Consider the following 22,490-nt stretch of genomic DNA (forward strand, 5'->3'; position numbering starts at 1 on the left):
AAACCGCAAATGTCAACCAGTTAAGCTCCTGTTACAGGCCAATTTGTACACCAATAGCGGCCGTATTAAACAACGTGAAATTGTAAAAGTCATTGGTGTCTGCACCCCCTTCCAGCACACGGTATCCGACTCTAAGTTTGGTTTTGGGCCTTAAAGCATACGTAACGCCAGCGAAGACATCTTCAGCCCGACCAAACGGGCTGGCGAAGCCATCACCGTCGAGTAACAGGCCAAAGCGGCCTGGCTGGTAGTTGACATACAAACTTAATAAGGGAACAATGCCAAGGTCGGAGAACCGACGACTTTGCTGACCATCTCGAACCTCAATAAAGGCGTCCCGTACGTTGCCCGTTAAGCCAATCGCCAATCGGAACGTTTCCCGACGGATTAGGTGATAGCGATACGTCAGCCGGTACCCATTAAACTTGTAACGGGTTGTCAGCGTGCGTCCAGCCGGGACAGTGATCTCATCAAATCGAACGGGCTGTGTCAGTGGCTGCTTCCCAACGGACTCGATCAGCAACGGGGCAACGGTTGCGTAAATAGTATGGCGGTCGTTGAACGTATAGCCGAGTCGCCCGCGTAGATTGATAACGGGTTTTACGTTGAAATCTGGTCCAAAGGCATTGTACAACGTACCTGCTGGCGACGGTTGCCGAATGTCATTGTATGATCCTGGAAAAACAACTCCAGTTTCAGCGTCGAAAAGAATCTGCGCGTGCCCGACGGAAGCCGCTAATAGACTGACCAGGCTCAGAACTAAAAATCGAAGTTGATTAGAACGTTGAAGCATAGGAGAACGGAGATGTATTAAAAGAAGTTTGTCAGATCGGAGCTGTTAAGTATGTATGCGTGAATCACTGACCAACTGGCCCCCCCGGATTTGAATCGTTCGGTCGGTTTTGGCCGCCAGTTCCAAATCATGGGTGACGAGTACGAGTGTTGTACCAGCTTCGCGGTTCAATTCGAAAAGAAGTTCTTCAACCGTAGCACTGGTATCCGCATCAAGGTTGCCGGTGGGTTCGTCAGCAAATAGCAGTTTGGGACGGTTGGCAAACGCCCGTGCCAATGACACCCGTTGCTGCTCTCCCCCTGATAGTTGAGTGGGATAATGGTGACCACGACTACCGAGCCCAACTCGTTCGAGTAAAGATTGAGCGGTCTTCTGTACGCCTTTCTCCCCCAATCGTGGGCTGCCCCGCAGCTCAAGCGGTACCATTACGTTTTCCAGCGCCGTGAGCGTGGGCAGAAGCTGAAAGTTCTGAAAAATAAACCCAACATGCTGGTTGCGAACAGCCGCCCGCTGGTCTTCGGTCAGGGTATCGAGCCGGATGTCGTTTAAGTAAACGCTCCCCGACGATGCCCGGTCCAGGCCGGCGCAGAGTCCCAGCAACGTTGTCTTGCCACTGCCTGATGGACCAACGATGGCAAACGTGTCGCCATGGTCAAGGGTGAAATTTACGTTATGGAGAACCGTTAAGTCACGGCCGCCACTGGTGTAGGTTTTAGTTAAATTTTCGACGTGTAAGATGCTCATCTGGGCACTGCAGATTTTATTGTATCAACCGCCGGGAAACAAATACGGTCAATTCGGCGGTTAGGCATATATCGGCCCGTAAACGGTGGCTTATAAACGAATTAACTCTTGGGTAATCGATGAAGTTCTCACATACGATCAGAATACACCATTCTTTGATAGGCGGCTTGTTTATAATGGCAACGGTATGGGGGTGTGGTTCTGGCGATACCAAAAAGGCCTCTGAAGGCAGCAGTCAGTCCTTGTCTTCGAACGCAGCGGCTGAAGCACCGGCGGCTCCGGCCAAAAAACAGACCGTACTCTTTTACGGTAATAGCCTGACGGCGGGGTACGGCGTCGAGCCCAGTCAGGCTTTCCCGGCATTAGTTGGGGAAAAGATTGACTCCGCCGGGCTAAATTACCAGATCGTCAATGCTGGGTTGAGCGGAGAAACAACGGCCGGGGGCAAAAGTCGGATCAGTTGGGTGTTACGTCAGCCGGTAGCTGTGTTCGTGCTGGAACTAGGCGGAAACGATGGACTCCGTGGCTTGCCACTCAAAGCGACTCGGGAGAACCTACAGGCAATCATGGATACGGTACGGAAGAAGAGTCCGGAGGCAAACATCGTCCTGGCCGGTATGCAAATTCCGCCAAATCTGGGGACCAGCTATACCAAAGAGTTTCGTGAATTATTTAAGGAACTGGCTGACAAAAACAAAGCGGTACTGATTCCTTTCCTGTTGGAGAATGTGGGAGGAGTACCCAAACTGAACCAGCGTGACGGTATTCACCCAACCCCCGAAGGACACAAGATCGTGGCTAACACCGTCTGGAACGTACTGAAGCCCGTGCTGGAAAAAAAATCGGCGAACTAGAATGGGTAACCGACCCCAATGTTAAAAACCAGATTTTGTCGTCGCCAGTCTCGATCGCGGAAATTGATTTTGTTGATTACCCACTCGCTGCCGTCAGTTTTGTACGGTTTGCGGAGTGGTGTCGCAAAATCGAAACGTAACAGGAAATAGGATAAATCGATTCGCAAGCCAACGCCCGTGCCGATTGCTATCTGCCTTAAGAAATTACGGCTAAAGACTGCATCCGCATCCGTGCCAAAAATATCATTATTCGAGTACGTCCAGATATTGCCAGCATCGACAAAGGCTGCCAGCTCGATGTATTTGTTGACTTTACCTCGTAATTCTGTATTTGCTTCTAATTTGATATCACCGCCCCCATCCTGGAAAGGAACGACGTTACGAAGGGTGTCTCGGGTATATAGGCCCGGACCAATAGCACGGGGTCGAAAGGCTCTGATACTATTACTGCCGCCTACAAAATACTGTTTGGTAAAAGGTAATTGATACCCTCTTGAATTGCCGTACGTAATACCAACTCCTGCAAATAACCTACTCGCCCAAGTTATGCTAGGGCTCACCTTGTGATACACACGAGCATCGGCATCAAGTCGAAGGAACTGAGCATAAGGTACATTGAAAATTCCTTTTCTTCTGTCGGAATCATTTGATAATTCTTTGCGAAAAATCAGGCTTGCTAAATTGCCCGCAGGCTCAAAATTGCCTGTAAATCGAAATGTTGTTGGTAAATCTGACCTAGGAGAGGAATTATAGTTAAATGTATAGAGTGTACTAAGGATTAGCTGCTGAGTGCCAATTATACTGTTAAACTGGTTTTTAACGAGTTGAGGTACAGTATAGCTCAACAAAGTATCATAAACTGCATCACTGACGTTGGATGTCAGAATGTAGTTTACGTTAAAAGGCTGAAAGACGTGTTCAACTTTCAGATTCTGGCGCCAGGCATACCCGAATGTTGTTTGGAATGAATTCAGATCATACAAACCGCCCCGTCTGATAAGTTGATAGCCAATAGTAGCGTTCGTTTTGGGCAGGGCCTGCCGCCGGTCATAGCGAAAACGTACCGGGCTAACTAATCGGGGGAAACTTAATGTAGCGTCTGTCCCAAAACGGTAATTGGTTACACTCTGATTCTCGCCTACACCCACCTGAAATTCAATACCGGCATTAGCATTGATCGTTAACAACTCAGCGCGTTTGAGCGTGTTCCGGTTTCGCCAGCTCGCTATAAGCTGGGTACCCGTGAAGTTGTTCGAACGGGACGTACCATCAAGTTCCAGCCGAACCGATTTGAATGGGTAGGGCGTCAGGTAATAGTAAGCATCCAGCACGGCCGAATCGCCCTGCTGCGATGGTTCGAAGCGGTTCCGGACGAACTTGAACGCCCCCACGTTAATAAACCGGGATAGCGTTAAATCCTGGGCGCGGCTGTTGTAGGTGCGACCGGGCCGTACGGCAATAATGTCCCGGAACAGCTTTGGATTATACGTATTGGCCGAGTCGACAATAATGAAGTCTTCATCGCTCTCTAACCGACGCTGGGTCGTGTCGCTCTGCGCTGTCGACAGATTGTAGTTAGCGTAAATAATGACATCACGAATCGAGTAGGGGACCCCAGCTGCAGCCGGCATTTGGGGTTTAATCGCGAAGTATAGTTTCGAGCGACGAGCAACCGAATCGTTGTCTGCCAAAACGGCAACGTAATCGGAGTTGAAGTAGTAAAAGCCTCGCTGCTTGATAAACTGACTGATCCGCTCTCGTTCGACGTTGATTGACGTAAGCCGAAAAGGATCTCCTTTCTTAAAAACAGTTCGTTGACCGGAGCGCAGTAATGCTTTTCGAACCGGCGTCGAATCGCCCAGGAAACCGACTGAGTCAATGAGGTATCGCTGTTTGAGTGCTACCTGGTACTGCCCCCGCGCCTTGTAACCATCCTCTTTGAGCGAGCCACTGACGGTAGATCCGAAATAACCCTCGTTCTCGAGCGTACCCTCCCAGATGGGGACGTTAGCGGATAGAGCCCGCGCACTGGCAAAGACAGGTTCCTGACCAAACTTGCGACGAAACCAAGCCCGGAAACCCTTCGGCTTTTTGGGTTCGCCGAAGAGGTAGTAAAAACCGACTTTATACGGGTAACCAAAGAGTTTAGCATTGGGCTTGGGACGAGCTATCTCACTTAACGTTGTTTGCATCGTTTCCTGTTCTGACTCCGACACGGTTGAGTCGGCGTTGATCGTAATATCAGTACCCATGTACAATCGTTCATTGGCGGGCAGGTGCTTGGCAATGTTGCAGGCATTAAGCGAGAGCAAAGCCAGCACGCACAGCGTACGAACACCCGATCGGTACGTTTTTGACGAACGATAGCGTTGAGGCATGGATATTAATAAACAGAAGAAACGAAAGCGCATAGTTAATTGCTGGTGGGAGTTGCCGGTGCTGGATTACCCGGTGATGACCGACGGAAAGCGTTCGCGAACGTGTTGTAGTCGAGCGTAATGATAAAGCCAACCCCGGTTTCAATGATGTAGCCGTCCAGAATAGCCTGGTAGTCGTTTTTACGGTAACCACGCAACAAGTACCGGCCGTCCCGCGTCAGGCTGTAGTTCACCGATACGTTGTCAAATACCTCGTTGGGATTACGGGTGGCGCTTTGAGCCGTGTTTTCCAACACAAAGTTACGACCGACTGATACGGTCAACCGGCCCTCCAGAAAGCTCCGGGACAAGCCTACGTTTAAATCCGTACGCGCGCCGTTGGTTATACCACCGGTATTAGCGCTGCCCGTTTGCGATAGCAGGTCAAAGTCGACGTCGAAACCTTTCAGTACGTTCGATGCCAGATTCCCTAGCTGCTGCGAAATGAGTTTCGATACGCTACTCCGGGCTAAGCTTTCCGCCTGGTTATTCAAGCCGCCATTGTCTGATCCGGAAAAGAAATCAGACGTGTTTTCGGGCAGGAATCGGTTCAACACTAGTAGAGCGAAGACCTGCTTGTTGACCTGCGATGGGTCCTGACGTAAGGTGCGTAGTTTATTTTCGATTTCGGTCCCTAACGTACTGTTACCACCAACCGAACCCTGCTCACCACTTGGTAATCGAATGTCAAAATCCAGCTTTGGAGAGGCCAGGTTATTACTGATTGTGAGGGCAACCTCGAACGGCAGCCGACGTTTGGCGGCTGAAGCATCAACTGAGGTTTGTTCACTGCCAATTAGATCGGCAGGAGGAACCGACACTTTATAAATCGCCGTCATGTTGAGGTCAGCTTTCAGCGGATCGCCCGAAAAGCTGATGTATCCCCCTTTTTCCAAAACGAACTGACGTTTCAGAACCTGATAGGTCATCAAGTACTCGCCTTCTGTTACGTCGTAGCGGCCCAGGACCGATAATTCACCTGCCTGGTTGAGCGTTACGTTCAGCTGGGCATTACCACGAGCCCGGAGATAGTCACCGTTTATTTCGTCAATAATGATGGTTAATTCCGATTTTTCGTCGACTTCGAGATCCAGCGAAATGGTTGAGTTGGTCAGCTGATCAAAAGCCAGTCGGGGACGTGTACTGTCCTGCTTCGGCTGGAACAGATATTTGGTCAACGCCAATGAATCACGGTGGTCGATAAACGTAACAACTTTTCTCAGCTCACTTACATCCAGCGATTCATCCGGCAAAACCAGCGATACCTTACTGTCTTCATCCATCTTGATTTTACCCGTAATGGACGGGCTGGTTCCGGTGCCTTTGACGCGTAGATCAGCTGTTATGCTGGCTTGCCCGTAGGCATAGTCGTTGTCTTTTCGAGCAGCATTCAACACCTGGAACTGATCGGCCCGAATGCGAAGGTTATAGGCTACATCAGGAATATTTTTCAGTTCAACAGCACCGTCCATTGTCAGCGTACGGCCTTTAGCGTCCTGAATGTCAAAGTCGTCGATTTTTATTGTCTGGCCGGAGAAACTGAGCTTTTCCTGATTAATGCTATAGGTTGCATTAAGCTGTTTGATGTTGAAGGCAACCGAATCAAAAGCCACACTGCCATCTAGCTTTGGACTGTCAGTCGAACCCGCGACGGTAAACTGACCTGTGAGTTTGCCCTTGGCCTGACGTAGTTCGCCAAAGCTGAATGCCTCGACCGTACGCGCGTCGAGCCGCTTCAGATCGATGGCCAGGTTGAGTGCATTTTTCGCATCTTCCGGGTTATAGAAGCCGGTTAACGTAACATCATTGTATGTGCCAGCTAGGGTGGTATTAACGTTGATTTTCCCTTCCGGGGTGTTGCTGAATCGAGCGGTCAGATTCCCAATGGGTTGACTCACCACCTGGAGGCTATCGACGTAAACCGAGCCAATAAAGGCCAGCTTACTGTTCTCTCCCATGTAGTCCCGAACAACAACGGTTCCGTTGAGCTTGCCGTCGGCCAGAGTCGTGTCCTGGTTTGCCAGGCGGGCCAGGTTAGCAATGTCAATCGCGCGAGTCGTTACCCGGATAGGCGCGTTATTATAAGGTTCGGTACTACTTACCTCCAGCGATTGATTACCCTGTTCTAAACGCAGATTATTGATAAAGACGCCGTCTGGACTATACTGCGCATAGCCGCTCGTGTCCGTCTGCCAGCGCTGGTAATTCGTTAGTAATCCGTCACGGGCAAACTGGAAGCGATAACTTGAATCGATCACGCTCAGAACCCCCGAAAGGCCGTGGAGCTCCCGACTAACGGAATCTCTATTGACGACTGAGAACCGGAATCGATTGTCAGCCGCCGTACCCGTCAGGTCGGTTTCCCGGATATTCAGACCGTCGTATAAAATGCCGTCAACACGGCCATCTACTTTTAAGGTGTTATCCGCTCCCCGCAATGCCAGACTGGCTCCCTTGATGGTGGTCGTATCATAGACAATAACGCCGGTACGTAACGTTGCCGACAGCGTCGTGTCGCGCGTGTTATCCAGATAAGCGTTCAGCCGCACCGTATCCATTCGGGTAAGAGCCGGTACAAACGCTTTGAAGATAGGATTCTGATAGGCTCTCAGATCGAGCGTAAAGGCATAGGGCGGAGGAATCGTTTTGTACTTAAGCGACGGTACCGCAATGTATTTACTAACCTCGCCCGCAATAATGTCGTACAGTTGCGTGTATTCAAATTGCCCGTTCAGGTTCAGCCTTGCACCGGGCAATTGAGCCAGAACGCTCTTGTTTTTTCCATCGGCACCCAGTCGGGCGTAGAGTGAATCAACGGGATAATTCTGCCCGTTCATACTGATAACCGCATCACTGGCAGCGACCGTGCCGACGGGTTTTGCCGGATCGACCGAGGCCATGTCCAGATTGATCTTGCCTTTCAGCGAAAGCGGATCGCTGTATAGTTTTAACTTTTGCAGGTTTAGCTCGTTGATCGCCACCTGACCCGCTATACTCGGAAACTCACCTGTCAAACTAACTTTGGTGTCGAGAGCCAGATTAGCGTTGGGGTCTTTCAGGGTTCCCTGAACATCGAGCAGACCGTTGTTGAGCTTGCCATTGACGTCCAGATTCTGGTAGCGATAGCCGCTGAGTTCGGCGGAAGCAATGTTCAGATCAAACGTAGTCGACAACGTATTGACGTCAATACCCCGTCCGTCAAAGGTAGCTCGGCCGGTAATCTTGCCCGCTGTCTCGGGCTGTTTAGTCCACTTGCCTGCGTCGAAATCGACCAAGTTCAGTGTGCCTTTGTAGGTCTGGTTTTTGCCCGTAACAAAACCAGCCAACCGCCCGTCAAAGTCGGCGGTACCCCACTCGGTTTTGAGGTTAGCGTCCAGAATCAGGTCATTGAGTGCCCCCTGAATTTTACCCGTCATCTTGAACGTTGGTGGCAAAGCAACTGATTCCGGAATGGTACCTTTAGGAACCAATCTATTGATGTCGGCCAGGCGAGTGGTGGCATCCTGAACGGTAATATCAACGCCCAATCGTTCCGGATCGGTGACGTTTGTCAAGCGACCGCTGGCCCGCAGGTTCGTGCCAGAAAGCATACTCAGCTCCAGTCGGGGTAGGTTCAGCGCGGATAGTGTACCAACGGCCTGCGCGTTGGCCCGGAAAACACCACTGTTGTCGTTGAACGGTGGCGTATCAGCCAAGAAGGGAGCCAGTTGCAGAACATCTTTTACCGATAGCACACTCTGCCGCAGATTGACCCGCACGTTGACCCGGTTTGCGAAACGAGGGTTCGTTAGCTGACCTAGCGAATCATAACGTAGGACCAGTCGGTCGCGAATGACCGAGGTAGGCGTCTGGACGTATAAGTTTGTAATAGTCGTGGTGGTGTCGGTATACAGCAGATTGGCATCAAACTTTTGCAGGAAAAAACCACTTGTCGATCGGAAACGTCCATTGCGGAGCTGGCCACTGACGCGCATACCATCCTTTCCCTGGTCGGCATAGTTCAAAAAGCGTCCATCAATGCCTAGGTTCTGAAGATCAAGATGACCATAGTCCAGCCCCTGCTTCTGACGAGGAGCGGTTTCGTCGTCAAACTTGATCCGGTTATTGGCAAAGCGGACATTCGTCAGTTTTGCCTGCCAGCCCGGTGCCGTACTGACCGGCTCGGCGGGTTGAGTAGTCTTGGAAGCAGGCTTAGTTGGTTTGGTTAGCGTAGCCGCAATGTCGGCATTGGCCAGATCTAATGACTTGAGCCCTATTTTTGATCCGTTCAGATAAAAATAATCGGACTCCATAGCCAGTCGGCCAATGCTACCTCTGGTTGCGAAGTCAGCCGTTTCGACGCGTACGTCCCATTTCGCCCGGTTAACGGTCCACTTGCCCAGCCCAATATCCAGCGAATCCGACGGATCGGAGGGGGGGCTCGGGGGCGTTGGTAAACCTTCGTACAAGCGTGTTACTACGTTCAGACCGTCTACTGTTACGTCGGATAAGTGGTACTGTGAGGTATTAACGTCGGTCTTGTTAAAGTTGGCTCGCAAACTGTCAACATAAGCGTTTACGTTGGCCCCCACTACGTCGTCTTTATACCTGATCCGAACATCTTTCAGCAGAATACCCGACAGGTTGATTGCCATGGGCGTCGATACAGTGTCGGAAGGCTCTGGGGCGGTTCCTGTATCAAAGGCATCAATAATGTATTGAAAATTGAAAGCCGTATCGGGCAGTGTACGGTTAATATTCAGGTTGACCCGTTCCAGTTCGATCTGATTGAGCGCCACTCGATTCTGGAGTAATCCCCACATATCGAGGTCGATCCGCATCCGGCCGCCATTGATCAGCGTATCCCCCTGGGGCGTTTTGAAGAAAACATCTTCTAATTCAATCCAATCAGGAATGGAGTAACCAATGCGCCCAATGCGGAAAGGCGATTCGAGTTTTTGAGCCAGGTAGGAATTGACTTGACTCGTCACAAATTGCTGCCCCCAGGGTGTCGTTGCGATGAGCACGACAAAGCCTACTAGTAAGAGCACCAGTGCGAGGATACCAAGCAGTATTCTAACGATAATTTTCGACACAGGTGTGATGGCGGTTGTTCCCAGTACCCGCCCAACTGGTTCAGTATGTCGCGGGTAGCCTTACCAGTGATAACGCAGGGAGTGTAGAATATGTTACTAAGTAATAGGATACGGATTGTCAGTATCGATAAACTCATTTATTTGTTTCATCTCATTCAACGAAAAAGCCAAAAAACGCCAACTCTTCGAAAGTAGGTACGTATAAAACGTAGCCACAGTTGCAAACCCTGCTTGCCTAATTGTGATGTTGAGCCGCTCAGGCCAGCCAATAACCTTTTGTCAGACGCAGCGTTCTTTCCCTGAGTGAGTTCTTGGATACACAGGCTCAGGGCGTAATTTTGGGCTACACATTACGTCAACCATGAGCGAATTATTTACTGCTGAGTCCATTGTCAGTCTATTAACCCTGACGTTTTTAGAAATTGTCCTGGGGATTGATAACATCATTTTTATTTCCATTGCGGCTAACAAACTGGCCCCGCAAGATCAACCCAAGGCCCGTAATATTGGTCTGATCCTGGCAATGGCGTTTCGTCTGGCACTGCTGTTTGGTATCTCGTTCGTTATTTCGTTAAGCAAGCCGTTCACCCATATCGATGCCGGTTGGTTCAAAGCAGCTCTGACGGGTCAGAGCCTGATCCTATTTGCCGGTGGTCTATTCCTGCTGTATAAGGCTACGTCCGAGATTCACCACAAGCTGGAGGGCGGAGAAGGGGAGCAGGAAGCGGGTAGCGTAAAAGGAAAAGCAACGGTAAGCAGTGTTGTAACGCAGATTGCCGTTACCAATATCGTTTTCTCGATTGACTCTATTCTGACGGCCATCGGTCTGACCCAGAACGTAACGATCATGATGATAGCCGTTATTCTGTCGATCGGTATCATGATGTTTTTTGCTGGTCCCGTTGGCAGATTCGTAAATGAACACCCAACAATTCAGATGCTCGGCCTTGCTTTCCTGATCATGATCGGGTTTATGCTCGTGGCCGAAGGAGCTCATTTATCGGAGGTTGTCATCTTCAATCAGGAAATTGGTGTCGTACCGAAAGGATACCTCTACTTTGCTATCGCATTCTCATTGTTAGTTGAATTTCTCAACATTCGTTTGCGCAAATCGCAGCCACCCGTGCAACTTCGTGGGTACGAAGGTGAGGCTCGTCGCGAAGGAATCGTTTAATTTGTCAGGCCATTGGATGAGTAAAGTTCATTCGATGGCCTGATCTCTTTTACAGCGCATTATTTTGTCTCTTTCTGACCAACTTTCTGATTTACTTAACAGCCTGGGTGGTTTTGGCCCGTCGCTCTGGCTGGCTATTGCGTTTTGTGGCCTGTTAGTCGTCGAGTTGGTAACCCGAACCGCAACCAATAAACGTCGTCTACTAGCTATACTCAGTGTTGCGGCTGTTACCATTGCGGGTGTTTGGGCGGTGCTGTCGCCAGTGCGAGGTTTTTTGTTTTTGCGTCTGGTATTCGTTGATAATCAGGCTATCGCTTTTCAATTGATCGTTGCTGTAGCGGCCGTTGCGGTTTTACTCTACGAGCTTTTTACGGTAAAACCGGACGCACTGTCTGATCGAGAGCCTGCACAACTCCCGCTGGAGTGGTATTCGTTACTCATGGCAATGACGCTGGGGCTGTTCCTGATGACGATGTCCGTCAACTTGCTCAGCATCTACCTGAGCATCGAACTGGTCTCCATCTGCTCGTATTTGCTAACAGCGCTGACTACGACCCGCAAAGCGTCGGAAGGAGGAATGAAGTACCTGTTGTTTGGTTCTATCAGCTCGGCGATCATGCTGTACGGTATGTCTTTGCTGTACGGAATGACTGGTACGCTGGATCTCACTGCCGAGTCCTTCGCGTTGGGCATGGCTCAGCAGGACGGCGTGGTTGTCGCAGTAGCGGGGGTGCTGACATTAGCTGGCCTGCTCTTTAAACTGGCTGGTGTTCCTTTTCATATCTGGACGCCTGATGCGTACGATGCCGCTCCGATTCCGGTAGCCGCTTTCTTTTCGGTAGCGCCCAAAGCGGCTGGTTTGTTGGTGTTGATGCGGGTAGTTACGGCTTTGCCAGCAACTGCTCCCATGGGTGGCGCAACGGCGATTGTGTTACAGACGCCACTAGCTGTGCTAGCGTTGGCCGGTATTCTGATCGGTAATTTGTCGGCGCTTTGGCAAACGGATGCCAAACGATTATTAGCGTATTCTGCCATTGCCCAGGCGGGATTTTTGCTGGTAGGGGTAGTCGCTCTAAGCGACGCGGGTTTTGAAGCCGCTGTTTTCTATGCGGCTACGTATTTGTTCATCTCGCTGGCGTCCTTTTTTCTGATTGATTTACTTGCTCGCTCCACCGGGCGTAATACGTTAGCCATTGCCGATTTTGCGGGTCTTGGTGCTAAACAACCCCTTCTGTCAGTGGCACTGCTGATTGTAATGCTGGCTCTGACGGGATTACCGCCAACGGTAGGATTTACCGCCAAACTTCTGTCGTTTTCTGCCCTGTTTGATACGTATCAGCGAACCGGAAATGGGTGGTTACTAGCCTTGTTTGGACTTGGTCTGCTAAATGCGCTGATCTCGCTGGCTTACTACATCAAAATTCCGTTTCTTCTCTTTTTTCGGCCTGCTCCCGCCGAAAGGGGGGCTGTTCCGTTGCCCAGACCCGCCATCTGGCTGGCGGTTACGTTGGTAGTGCCCGTGCTGCTGTTATTTATGAAGCCCGATTGGTTACTGGCGTGGTTCGCCTGGTAGGACTCGGGCCAAAACCTCGGTTTACTTCGGAATTCGGAAGGGCTTTTTGTTTCTTTGCGGCTTGATAAATTTGATTTGTATGTCCCCGGTCTCCAGTCTGACCCTTGATGAACTGTTCGATCAATTCGACTCTTTACGTGTTCTGATCATTGGCGATGTAATGCTTGACTCCTACGTTTGGGGTCGGGTGGAGCGGATTTCGCCCGAAGCTCCTGTACCGGTTGTTACTGTTAATCGGCGCGAATTGCGGCTGGGTGGTGCCGGTAATGTACTACTGAATGTACAGGCGCTAGGGGCCGAGGCAATCATCTGTTCGGTGATCGGAACAGATGGGCCTGGTGATCAACTTTGCCAGGAACTCAACAACAGAAACCTGAATTGCGATGGTCTGATTCGTAGCCACGATCGGATTACGACCATCAAAGAGCGGATTATCGCCAGTTCGCAGCAGGTCGTTCGGGTTGACACCGAAACAGACAAATACATCACGACTGACGAGCGGAACCAATTGGTTGTCAAGGCGAAAGAATTGATTCCTACTTGCCATGTCGTCATTTTTGAGGATTACGACAAGGGCGTACTAAGCCAGGAGGCCATTACCGAAATCACCAATTTCGCCAACGAACAGGGGGTGCCCACCGTGGTCGATCCCAAAAAGCGAAACTTTCTGGCTTACCACAACACGACGCTGTTCAAGCCCAATCTGAAGGAACTCCGTGAGGGACTAAAAGTCGAGTTTGATGTTGATGAGGCCGAGGAGCTAGCGGCTGTGGTCAACCAACTGAAAACGACTTTGAATCTGAAAGGAGCTTTGATCACCCTCTCCGAGCGGGGCGCTTACATTGACTACAAAGGCGAAACCGTAAAATTACCCGCTCACGTTCGGCAGATCGCTGACGTATCAGGCGCGGGTGATACCGTCATCAGTATTGCCGCCTGCTGCGTCGCCCTGAATCAGCCCGCCGATGTGGTTGCCGGTTTGTCAAACCTCGGTGGTGGACTGGTGTGCGAGTCAGTTGGCGTGGTTCCTATCGATAAGGCCCAGTTGAAAGAAGAAGCTAAAGAGAAGTTGTAAAAAGTGCCAGGGTGAGCAGGCTCTATAAGTAAAGAGGCCTGCCCATCCTGCCTACGTGAGAAGCAGCCTTATCACATTTCCTTTATCGTGTCAACAAAGCACCGGGCCTTATCGGGATTAGTATCAGGGTAGATACCGTGGCCGAGATTGGCAATATAATGCTGATGACCGAATGCGCTGACCATCTGTTTCACTTCCATCCGAATCTGGGCAAAATCGGCGTAGAGGACGCAAGGATCAAGGTTGCCCTGTAATACCTTATTGGGGATCAGCTCTCGCGACTCCGCCGGGTCCATATTCCAGTCCAAGCCGACTACAGAGCAGTTCAGCTCGCCAATCTCTTTCCGGGCAAAGAAAGCGCCCTTGGCAAAAACAGTTACAGGTACGTTGATTTCTGGATCTTCATTGATCGCGTCGCAGATTTGCTGAATGTACGGCAGCGAGAACGTCCGGTATTGCTCTGGCGACAGAATTCCCGCCCACGAATCGAACAACTGTAACAAATCAGCCCCCGCCCGGACCTGCGCTTTTAGGTAAGTAATGGTGCTATCCGTAATCTGTCGGAGTAACGTATGCGCCAGATGCGGGTCGGTATACAGGAGTTTTTTCGCTACCGAGAAGGTTTTTGAGCCTTTGCCCTCGGTCATATAACAGAAAATTGTGAAAGGTGCCCCAGCGAAACCGATCAGCGGTACGCGGTTGTTCAGTTCCTTCTTCGTCAGTTTGATGGCATCTAGCACGTATCCCAGATCAGTTTCCGGGTCGGCTATTCGAAGTTGACTCAAGTCGGCCGATGAGCGAATAGTCTGCGGAAACACTGGCCCCCGGCTTTCGATCATCTCGTACGGTAAACCCATTGCTTCGGGCACTACCAGAATATCGGAGAAAATAATGGCAGCATCTACGTCGAAGGCATCGACCGGCTGAATCGTTACTTCGGCTGCCAATTCGGGTGTCTTTGCCAACGTAATAAAACTACCCGCCCGTTCCCGTACGGCCCGGTATTCGGACAGGACGCGTCCTGCCTGCCGCATCATCCAGACGGGTGGGCGTTCCGTCAGTTCACCCCGCGCTGTGCGGAGTAACAAATCGTTCTGTAAAGTCATGTCGCAAAGATAACCCCGGATAGGGATTCCTTTGGCCTGATTAATAGGAGTTCTTTATGATGAATTATGCAGAAGATTTATTCTATTATTTTCTAAAATCTTCAGAATTAGAAAATAACAAAGAAAGACAAGGCTGAACCTCTCAGTCGAATGACTAGTATATCCGTTTCGACAAACAGGCGTAGCTTTGCGCCTTTCCTGCTTTTGCTATGCCTGCTCTTTTTGTTGATGCCGAACGGTTACGTGATTTAAATAGTGGCCTGGGACAGGTCTGTTTGCATCTGGGCCACGAACTGGTGCAGCAGCGTCCCAACGACTGGACCGTCACGTTCTTGGTGCCCAAAGGAAAATCAGGCATGTTTGGCGATTCGGTGCAGTACGTAGAGGCATCGTGGAAGCGGAAAATATGGATGGCCGACCGGTACGATGTCTGGCATTGCTTGCATCAAGATTCAACGTATGTGTCTCGGCGGTCGAAGTTGGTTTTAACTATTCACGACCTGAACTTCCTTGAGCGAGCTGATTATTCACCCGATCAAAAAGCAAAAAAGCTGGCTGCTCTCCAGTGCAAGGTTGACCAGGCATCAGCGATTACGGCTATTTCTGCATATACCGCATCAGTCGTACAGCAGCACTTGCGCTTATCGAACAATCAGCCGTTGCGGATTATTCACAATGGAAATGCGCTGGCTGCGACGAGAGAACGGGCTCCTGAAATAGACGCATCGCAACGTATCGAACAGCCGTTTTTCCTATTTATGGGCGTCATTCACCCCAAAAAGAACGTTCATACGCTGTTACCTTTACTAGAAGCGTTTCCTGATTATCGGTTGGTGCTGGCCGGACCTGACCAACACCCATACGCGCGGCATATTCTTGAGCAGGCCGAAAAGCTGGGGACCGCCGATCGGCTAGTCATGCCCGGCCCCATTGACGAAGCAACCAAGCGGTGGCTCTACGCGAACTGTGAAGCGTTCCTGTTTCCGTCCCTGGCTGAAGGGTTTGGACTACCCGTAGCGGAGGCTATGGCTTTTGGTAAGCCCGTATTCATCTCCAGACTAACCAGTCTTCCCGAGATAGGCGGGAAGGAGGCCTATTACTTCGATAATTTTGAGCCGGAACACATGGCCGAGACGATACACAACGGGCTGACCGATTTTGAACAAAATCCACTCCGTCAGGAACGCCTGCGCCGGCGGGTTGCCAACTTTAGCTGGCCAAACGCAGCGGGTGAATACTGGAAATTATACAACGAGTTAGTGCGCAGCTCTCCGGCTGGTTTTTAGTACGGCTTTGTAGAATTGAGAATAGCTCTGCATTTGAATGATCACTACAAACAGCCAGAAAGTCAGCGTTGCGTAGTAAAAACTGACTGGTGCGTAAGGGGCCAGATAAGGGAGAATGAATGGAACAACACCCAGGAGGATGCTAACCGGCAACAGTCGGGTCAGTACGTACCAAGCCTGAGGGGACATTGCTGGTAAGCCACGTCGATGCAGGTAGAGCTGGCGAATAAACTGAATGAACAGACCCCCAATCGAGCCAAAGGCAAACCCGTCCCAGGTGTTCGCTAGCCTGTCAATAGATACTGGATTATCAGTATTATTAGCGAGAAGTAGCGCAATTCCGCAGATAAACCCGAGTAGAAACAGGGGAATAATAAGACCAGGCCAGCGTAGTTGCTGATAGACGCACTCCCGCCAGATCTGGTTGTACTGGCTTGTCGTAACGCGATTGTATTGACGCTCCATACTTCGCAAGCCTTTTCGCCCACCGAAATTGTCGTACATGTCACGTAGCGCTGCGTCAAAAGACAGTCCCTGTACCATTCGTTCGGCGATACCCACAACGTAATGGTCGGTGAGTTCGGCGATCAGGTCCTCGTTGACGAGTCGGTTGTCGTGCCGCAGGTGGCGGTCGATGGGGTTGAGTGGGTGGTCGTCGGGCGTCATCAATTGAACAGCTTGGTGGTGTTTACGGCAGCAAGGAAAAGTTGAGCGCGAAAATGCAGGTAAAGCAGTTGCGAGAAACTCATTACGTACAAAAGCAAGATTGATAGGACAACGGCAAAAAAACTGCTGTGGGCATCTAGAAACGCAAGCCGAGTATCGTTGCTATCAAATAAAACAGCGCCCACGTTGAGCCATGCGTTCGCAAGACTTACTAAGATGACGGCCTGTTTCCGAAGATATTCCCGAAGGACTTGGCTGGTGTCGGTTAGACCGTTGGTACTTGGTGCTTTGGTGAACTGAATGATAAATGCCGGTATTGCACCGATAACAAATAAAAGTAATAGTATGCCTCGAGCCGGAATCATCGGTACGACCAAGTGGAGCAATATGCCCATCAGCACTGTTGTCAACAGAATTGGCCAGCGGAAATAGCTTTTCACAATAGTCCAGTGCTGTTGCCGCAAATGCCGCTGCGTCGTTCGGATAAAATCGGTTTGAATCGCCTGTAAGCCCGCCCCACTGCCCAGATCAGACCATGCCCGTTTACTAGCTTCTGTAAACGGTAACCCATCTGCCATATACTGCTCGGTCAGGCTGGCGTAATGATCCAGCAACTCCGTCATTACATCGTTATACTCGATGTTCGCGAGGGTTTGTAAGTCCGTCCGGAGGGTTTGTAGTTGATGTTCTGTCAGGGCCATGATTACAGACTCGGTTTGAGTTTCAATACCAGATTGAGATTTTCCAGAAAAGCGGCCAGATCGGCAATACGTCCGGCAGCCTCGATATGGCCGGTTTTCGTCAGCGAGTAGTACTTTCGGGCGCGACCGTCGACAACCTGCGTTTCGGTCGTCAGCAGCCCTTCAGCTTCCAGCTTGTGGAGGGCGGGGTAGAGGGCTCCCTCCGTAATGCTCATCTCGCCCGCCGTTAGCTCTTTCACTTTCTGCGTAATCTCGTACCCGTACATCCGTTCCCGGTCTTCCAGTAGCCGCAGGATAATGACGGATAAGCTGCCTTTTAGAAGTTGTGAACTGTTCCCATTACTCATGATTCAAACGTACAAAGAATTATTATATACCTACAAATCTTAGGTATAAAAGTTTTTAGGGGGTTGTACCTTTGCGCTACGAATGAAGACTTACCTACGATTACTTTCCTTTGCCAAACCGCTGGGTCGTTTCCTGACGCCATTTGTGACGACGTCTCTACTATCCAGCGTATTTGGCGTGTTGAATTTTACGTTGCTGATTCCCCTGCTGAGCATCCTCTTTGACAAGGTCGATACCGCCCGGATGCAGGCATTCATGAGCCAGCCAGCCCCGTCGATTACGTCATCGCCAACGGACGCGTTTAGTTATTACTTCGCGCAGGTGTTTCAGGAGTACGGTAAAGTAGGGGCGCTCCAGTTTGTGTGTGGCGTTATCATAACGTCGGTGCTGATGAGCAATCTATTCAAATACTTATCCATTCGGCAACTGGAAAACTTCAAAGCGCGCATGGTCGCCAAACTGCGGGAAACGGTCTTCGCCCGGACAGTACATCTACACCTTGGCTTCTTCTCGAACGAACGTAAAGGCAACCTGATGTCGCGCATCACGACCGATGTTCAGGAAGTCGAAAACTCCATTGCCAATACGCTGTCGGCGGCTTCCAAAGAAGTTTTTCTGCTGATTGGCTACATCATTGCGCTGCTGAGTATCTCGGTAAAACTGACTCTATTCGCGATCGTCGTCATTCCTATTTCGGGGGGCTTTATTGCGACGCTCGTTCGGCGAATGAAGCGGGATGCTCAGGAAGGGCAGAAGCGACTAAGCGCGCTAGTGAGTCTGCTGGACGAAACGTTCGGGGGCATGCGAGTCGTCAAAGGATTTGTGGCTGAGGAGTTTATCCTGGATAAGTTTCGTCGGGAAAACGAAGGGTACCGCGATGCGGTCCGGTCGCTGGCTAACCGGCGCGAACTGGCTTCCCCGTTCTCAGAAGTTATGGGCGTTACGGTTGTGACGGGTATTCTATTGTATGGCGGCTCGCTGGTGCTGAGCGGTCAGTCTGATCTTACTGCCGCCGAGTTTATTACGTACATCGCTATCTTCTCGCAGGTAACCCGCCCAGCCAAAGATATCTCGAATGCCTTTAGCGGTTCGCAGCGGGGACTGGCTTCGGGGGAGCGGGTACTGGAACTGATCGATACACCATCAGCGGTACAAGACAAACCCAACGCTGTATCGCTGAAGCCCTTCCAGGATCGAATTTCCGTGCAGCGTGTTTCGTTTGCCTATACGCCCGATGCGCCGGTGTTACGTAACATTAGCTTTGATCTGGTCAAAGGCAAAACGATTGCATTGGTTGGTTCGTCAGGTAGCGGGAAATCAACCATTGCTGATTTGATTCCGCGCTTCTATGACCCGGCTGAAGGTCAGATTCTAATCGATGGCGTACGATTACAGGATTGTTCCCTGGCTTCGTTACGTGGTCAGATGGGGATCGTGACGCAGGAAAGTATTCTGTTCAATGATACCATCTTCAACAACATCGCTTTTGGCAGTGATGCCACTGAGGAGCAGGTAATGGAAGCCGCCAGGATAGCCAATGCGCATAACTTCATCGTCGCCCAGCCCAACGGCTACCAGACCAGTATTGGCGATCGGGGTGGAAAATTGTCGGGGGGGCAGCGCCAGCGAATCAGCATCGCGCGGGCCATCCTGAAAAACCCACCTATCCTGATTCTGGACGAAGCCACATCAGCGCTTGATACAGAATCCGAAAAACTGGTGCAGGAAGCGCTCACACGCCTGATGGCGAACCGAACGACACTGGTCATAGCCCACCGGCTCAGCACCATTCAGCACGCTGACGAGATTCTGGTGGTGAACCAAGGGCAGATTGTAGAACGCGGTCGCCATGACGAGCTCCTGTCGCTGGACGAAGGGTTCTATCGAAAGCTTAGCACGTTGCAGAACGTCTGAGCAACAATACCTTCCAGAATAGTCCTGCCTAGCGTCGAAATGAATTGACTTGAATAGGCAGGATTATTCAAGTCATTAACGATCGGGTAATCACCGAAACTCTGTTATACTTTTAGTCACCGATTCTGTAAAAGAATATAATTCCTATGGACTAAAAAGACCGCTTCCTCACTTATAGCCAATATAATCTACATTTTATCTAGTTTATGTAACTAGGGATAGATGCTGTTAGTACATAAAGGGCGATGCGGACGACGCAAAGCGTAGTACTCAACTAAACAGTATTGCACGATGATACATTTACAGAAGAAGCAGGAGCTGGCAAAAGAACCTTTGTCGATGCTGCCTATTGCTCCTATTTTTTCAGGGAGACGAATGTTTATGCGTTACGTTGGCGTCGCTACCGCGACGGGACTCGTAATGAGTGCCTGCACCAACAATATCCCTGACCCCTTAGCAGGACCAGACGGAGGATCCACGGCGAACGCCCGGATTGGTGATGTTATTGACCTGGGAACGGGAGACGTCGGTGTCCTGAACTACGCTTATGCCCTTGAACAGGCTGAATTACGTTTTCTTGAATTGGTAACCGACCAGTTCTACGATAACGCTACGGAGAAGGAACGGCAGATTTTTATCGAACTGCGGAACCAGGAAATTACGCACCGCGAATTCTTCCGCCAAGTACTCGGTAGTTCCGCCATTCCAACGCTGACCTTAGACTACAGCAGCGTAAACTTCCGCAGCCGCGACAGCGTATTACAAACCGCTAAAACGTTCTCCGATCTGGCAACGGCCGCTTATAACGGCGCTGGTCAGCTACTGACAAATGCGACTAACCTGGCTATCGGAGGAATTATCGTTTCCGTCGAAGCCCGGCATGCTGCGGTGATTCGTGAACTGATTAGCCCAAATAGTACAGCCTTCGCTGGTGACGATGTGATCGATCCGGCTACGGGTCTGGAACGGGCGCTGAAACCAACTGAAGTACTGCCACAGGCACAAAAATTCGTTAAAGAAACTATTCAGGCTACCCGCCTTCCAATGGCATAAACGATCCTAACCATGAATCTGCAAAATATTATTTCTGAATTAGAGAAAGTGGATGGCGACGTTTACGACCGGTTGAAACACGTGTCGCGTCGTAGCATGTTTAACATGTTTAGTCGGAAAGCGGCTGCTGTTGCTGCTCCAACCATACTGGCATCGGCGTTAAGCAAGGCGTACGGTCAGGCGCTGAGTCCGACGGTTGTTGATGTACTGAACTTTGCCTTAACGCTGGAATATCTGGAAGCTGAATTCTACAACGTCGGTATGGATACCCCCGGCTTGTTGACGGGAACGGCACGGACCGTATATGGTCAGATCCAGAAACACGAAAATGCGCACGTGAAGTTGTTAAAATCCGTTCTCGGTGGACAGGCGGTTGCACAACCCCGTTTTGACTTTACGGCTAAAGGAATGTTCCCGAATCCTTTCCAGAACTATCAAGTTTACTTAACACTGTCGCAGGCATTTGAAGATACGGGGGTACGGGCTTATAAAGGACAAGCCCCACGACTTATCGACAATGATCCTATTCTGACCACAGCGCTCCAAATTCACTCGGTGGAGGCTCGGCATGCGGCCCGGGTTCGTGAACTACGGGGCGAAAAGGCGTGGATCACCGGAAACACAAGTCCTGGCGTTCCGCCAGCTGTTTACGGAGGAGACGAGTCAACCCGGCATCTGGAAATCTCGTCGATCATTCCGGGTATCCCGCTCGAAAACTCGACTCAGGCCTGGGACGAGCCCCTATCCAAAGAAGACGTACTGAAGATTGTCGCTCCGTTCTTAGCGTAAGTTTTATCAACGAAAATAGCCCATCTCAAACGAGATGGGCTATTTTCGCTTTCTACGTTTACCTAGTCGGCTAACTTCACGGACTGGCGCTCTGTATTACTGGCTATGTACGCAATAAGACCAACGCCCACTTTGTTAATGATATCGGCAACGGTAAAGATAATATGAATCATATTCGTATCGACGTTCATGGTTGTTAGAATATAACCAATGGGATAAACGCCCCAGAACGTAACCGTTGTAAGTGCCATCAGGCGAAAGCCCCACTTTGCTTCGGTCGATAGTTGATTACCATACGTTTTCCAAAGCTGATACAAGATATACGGAATAACGATGTAGCCAATAGTCGAGACAGCACCCCAGATCAGCTTTGGGCCAACCAGAATCTCGCTATCAAAGGATAGTTGTTGCTCGCCGATGTAACCCGTCAGGATCATAAAAAAATCAGCAACCAGTAGCAACGTAAGCTGGCGCTTCAGTTTTTCAAATCCAATCTGTAGCATAGAAACCATGTGTAGCAACAGAAGGGGAGTCGTGACCGCCCAATCCATGTACCGTAACTGATTAATGGCGTTGAAGGACTCCCGAAAGAGCGTTTGCCGGTCCGCGGTGTCGCCGACAGCAGCTGCTTCAGTCAAGACATGATGGTAATAATCCTGAATCAGGAAATAGGAAATCCCGGCAACCGCGGCAATGATAGCCGTCAGAAGTCGGGAGCGTTGGGCCTGTGGTGTAAGGGAATCGCTGTTTCGGGAAAAGAGCGTAAAAATAAAGCAGCCCAGCAGCACGTAGATGGCTACCCAGAAAAAGAAGTAGGTAACCATGGGAAAAACACCAACCGTACCGGCAGTCGGTAAAAAAGTATCATTCAATTCCATAAGCAGGATGATGTCGAGGTTATGCGTCGAGGTTATGCTATGTA

The 22,490-nt window shown here is 50.4% G+C and carries 17 protein-coding genes; 8 read left to right on the top strand and 9 right to left on the bottom strand.

The features are described 5' to 3' along the window. Positions 1-31 precede the first annotated feature (31 nt). Entirely contained in the window at positions 32-793 is a 762-nt protein-coding gene (locus ACYVAD_RS23105) for a hypothetical protein (RefSeq protein ID WP_461141905.1), read from the bottom strand. Between the two features lie 45 nt (positions 794-838). Further along, a complete protein-coding gene (locus ACYVAD_RS23110) occupies positions 839-1,537 on the bottom strand; it encodes an ABC transporter ATP-binding protein (protein WP_461141906.1) in 699 nt (232 codons plus the stop codon). 176 nt (positions 1,538-1,713) lie between these two features. Here ACYVAD_RS23110 and ACYVAD_RS23115 point away from each other — a divergent pair, with 176 nt between their 5' ends. Further along, positions 1,714-2,391, top strand: a complete 678-nt coding sequence (locus ACYVAD_RS23115) for an arylesterase (RefSeq protein ID WP_461141907.1) — start codon at positions 1,714-1,716, stop codon at positions 2,389-2,391. Here the strand turns inward: ACYVAD_RS23115 and tamL are convergent. Together tamL and ACYVAD_RS23125 are read right to left on the bottom strand one after the other, a co-directional pair. Beyond that, positions 2,388-4,769: a translocation and assembly module lipoprotein TamL gene (gene tamL / locus ACYVAD_RS23120; RefSeq protein ID WP_461141908.1), complete on the bottom strand. Its 2,382-nt coding sequence runs from the start codon at positions 4,767-4,769 to the stop codon at positions 2,388-2,390. The genes ACYVAD_RS23115 and tamL overlap by 4 nt on opposite strands. Before the next feature lie 35 nt (positions 4,770-4,804). After that, positions 4,805-9,883: a translocation/assembly module TamB domain-containing protein gene (locus ACYVAD_RS23125; RefSeq protein ID WP_461141909.1), complete on the bottom strand. Its 5,079-nt coding sequence runs from the start codon at positions 9,881-9,883 to the stop codon at positions 4,805-4,807. Between the two features lie 361 nt (positions 9,884-10,244). Between ACYVAD_RS23125 and ACYVAD_RS23130 the strand changes: the two genes are divergently transcribed. The 3 genes from ACYVAD_RS23130 to ACYVAD_RS23140 all read left to right on the top strand — a co-directional run bounded on the left by ACYVAD_RS23130 (position 10,245) and on the right by ACYVAD_RS23140 (position 13,705). Next, the gene (locus ACYVAD_RS23130; protein ID WP_461141910.1) at positions 10,245-11,057 is read left to right on the top strand and encodes a TerC family protein; all 813 of its coding nucleotides are present in this window, start codon (positions 10,245-10,247) and stop codon (positions 11,055-11,057) included. A gap of 64 nt (positions 11,058-11,121) precedes the next feature. After that, positions 11,122-12,630 carry an NADH-quinone oxidoreductase subunit N gene (locus ACYVAD_RS23135; protein WP_461141911.1) on the top strand — a complete coding sequence of 503 codons (1,509 nt, stop codon included), beginning with the start codon at positions 11,122-11,124 and terminating at the stop codon, positions 12,628-12,630. Positions 12,631-12,709: 79 nt separating this feature from the next. Further along, positions 12,710-13,705, top strand: coding sequence for a bifunctional heptose 7-phosphate kinase/heptose 1-phosphate adenyltransferase (locus ACYVAD_RS23140; protein ID WP_461141912.1), 996 nt, complete (start codon positions 12,710-12,712; stop codon positions 13,703-13,705). Positions 13,706-13,776: 71 nt separating this feature from the next. Here ACYVAD_RS23140 and hemE read toward each other — a convergent pair whose 3' ends face one another. Further along, complete coding sequence (gene hemE / locus ACYVAD_RS23145; protein WP_461141913.1) at positions 13,777-14,811, bottom strand: uroporphyrinogen decarboxylase; 1,035 nt, start codon at positions 14,809-14,811, stop codon at positions 13,777-13,779. A gap of 209 nt (positions 14,812-15,020) precedes the next feature. Here hemE and ACYVAD_RS23150 point away from each other — a divergent pair, with 209 nt between their 5' ends. After that, the gene (locus ACYVAD_RS23150) at positions 15,021-16,097 is read left to right on the top strand and encodes a glycosyltransferase family 4 protein (protein ID WP_461141914.1); all 1,077 of its coding nucleotides are present in this window, start codon (positions 15,021-15,023) and stop codon (positions 16,095-16,097) included. Here ACYVAD_RS23150 and ACYVAD_RS23155 read toward each other — a convergent pair. Genes ACYVAD_RS23155 through ACYVAD_RS23165 form a run of 3 tightly spaced genes read right to left on the bottom strand, consistent with a single transcriptional unit; the run spans position 16,068 to position 17,811 of the window. Beyond that, entirely contained in the window at positions 16,068-16,763 is a 696-nt protein-coding gene (locus ACYVAD_RS23155) for a hypothetical protein (protein ID WP_461141915.1), read from the bottom strand. The genes ACYVAD_RS23150 and ACYVAD_RS23155 overlap by 30 nt on opposite strands. Then, entirely contained in the window at positions 16,763-17,464 is a 702-nt protein-coding gene (locus ACYVAD_RS23160; protein WP_461141916.1) for a hypothetical protein, read from the bottom strand. Before ACYVAD_RS23160 ends, ACYVAD_RS23155 begins: the two co-directional genes overlap by 1 nt. A 2-nt stretch (positions 17,465-17,466) precedes the next feature. Further along, entirely contained in the window at positions 17,467-17,811 is a 345-nt protein-coding gene (locus ACYVAD_RS23165; RefSeq protein ID WP_461141917.1) for a PadR family transcriptional regulator, read from the bottom strand. Positions 17,812-17,893: 82 nt separating this feature from the next. Here ACYVAD_RS23165 and ACYVAD_RS23170 point away from each other — a divergent pair, with 82 nt between their 5' ends. The 3 genes from ACYVAD_RS23170 (at position 17,894) to ACYVAD_RS23180 (ending at position 21,568) form a co-directional block, all read left to right on the top strand. Then, positions 17,894-19,726, top strand: coding sequence for an ABC transporter ATP-binding protein (locus ACYVAD_RS23170; RefSeq protein ID WP_461141918.1), 1,833 nt, complete (start codon positions 17,894-17,896; stop codon positions 19,724-19,726). A gap of 291 nt (positions 19,727-20,017) precedes the next feature. Further along, positions 20,018-20,779, top strand: coding sequence for a ferritin-like domain-containing protein (locus tag ACYVAD_RS23175; protein ID WP_461141919.1), 762 nt, complete (start codon positions 20,018-20,020; stop codon positions 20,777-20,779). A 12-nt stretch (positions 20,780-20,791) separates the two neighbouring features. Then, positions 20,792-21,568, top strand: a complete 777-nt coding sequence (locus ACYVAD_RS23180; RefSeq protein ID WP_461141920.1) for a ferritin-like domain-containing protein — start codon at positions 20,792-20,794, stop codon at positions 21,566-21,568. Positions 21,569-21,630: 62 nt separating this feature from the next. On the opposite strand, the gene ACYVAD_RS23185 is transcribed toward ACYVAD_RS23180, so the two are convergent. Next, complete coding sequence (locus tag ACYVAD_RS23185) at positions 21,631-22,446, bottom strand: bacteriorhodopsin (RefSeq protein ID WP_461141921.1); 816 nt, start codon at positions 22,444-22,446, stop codon at positions 21,631-21,633. Positions 22,447-22,490 lie beyond the last annotated feature (44 nt).

It is taken from the genome of Spirosoma pomorum, from assembly GCF_054776615.1.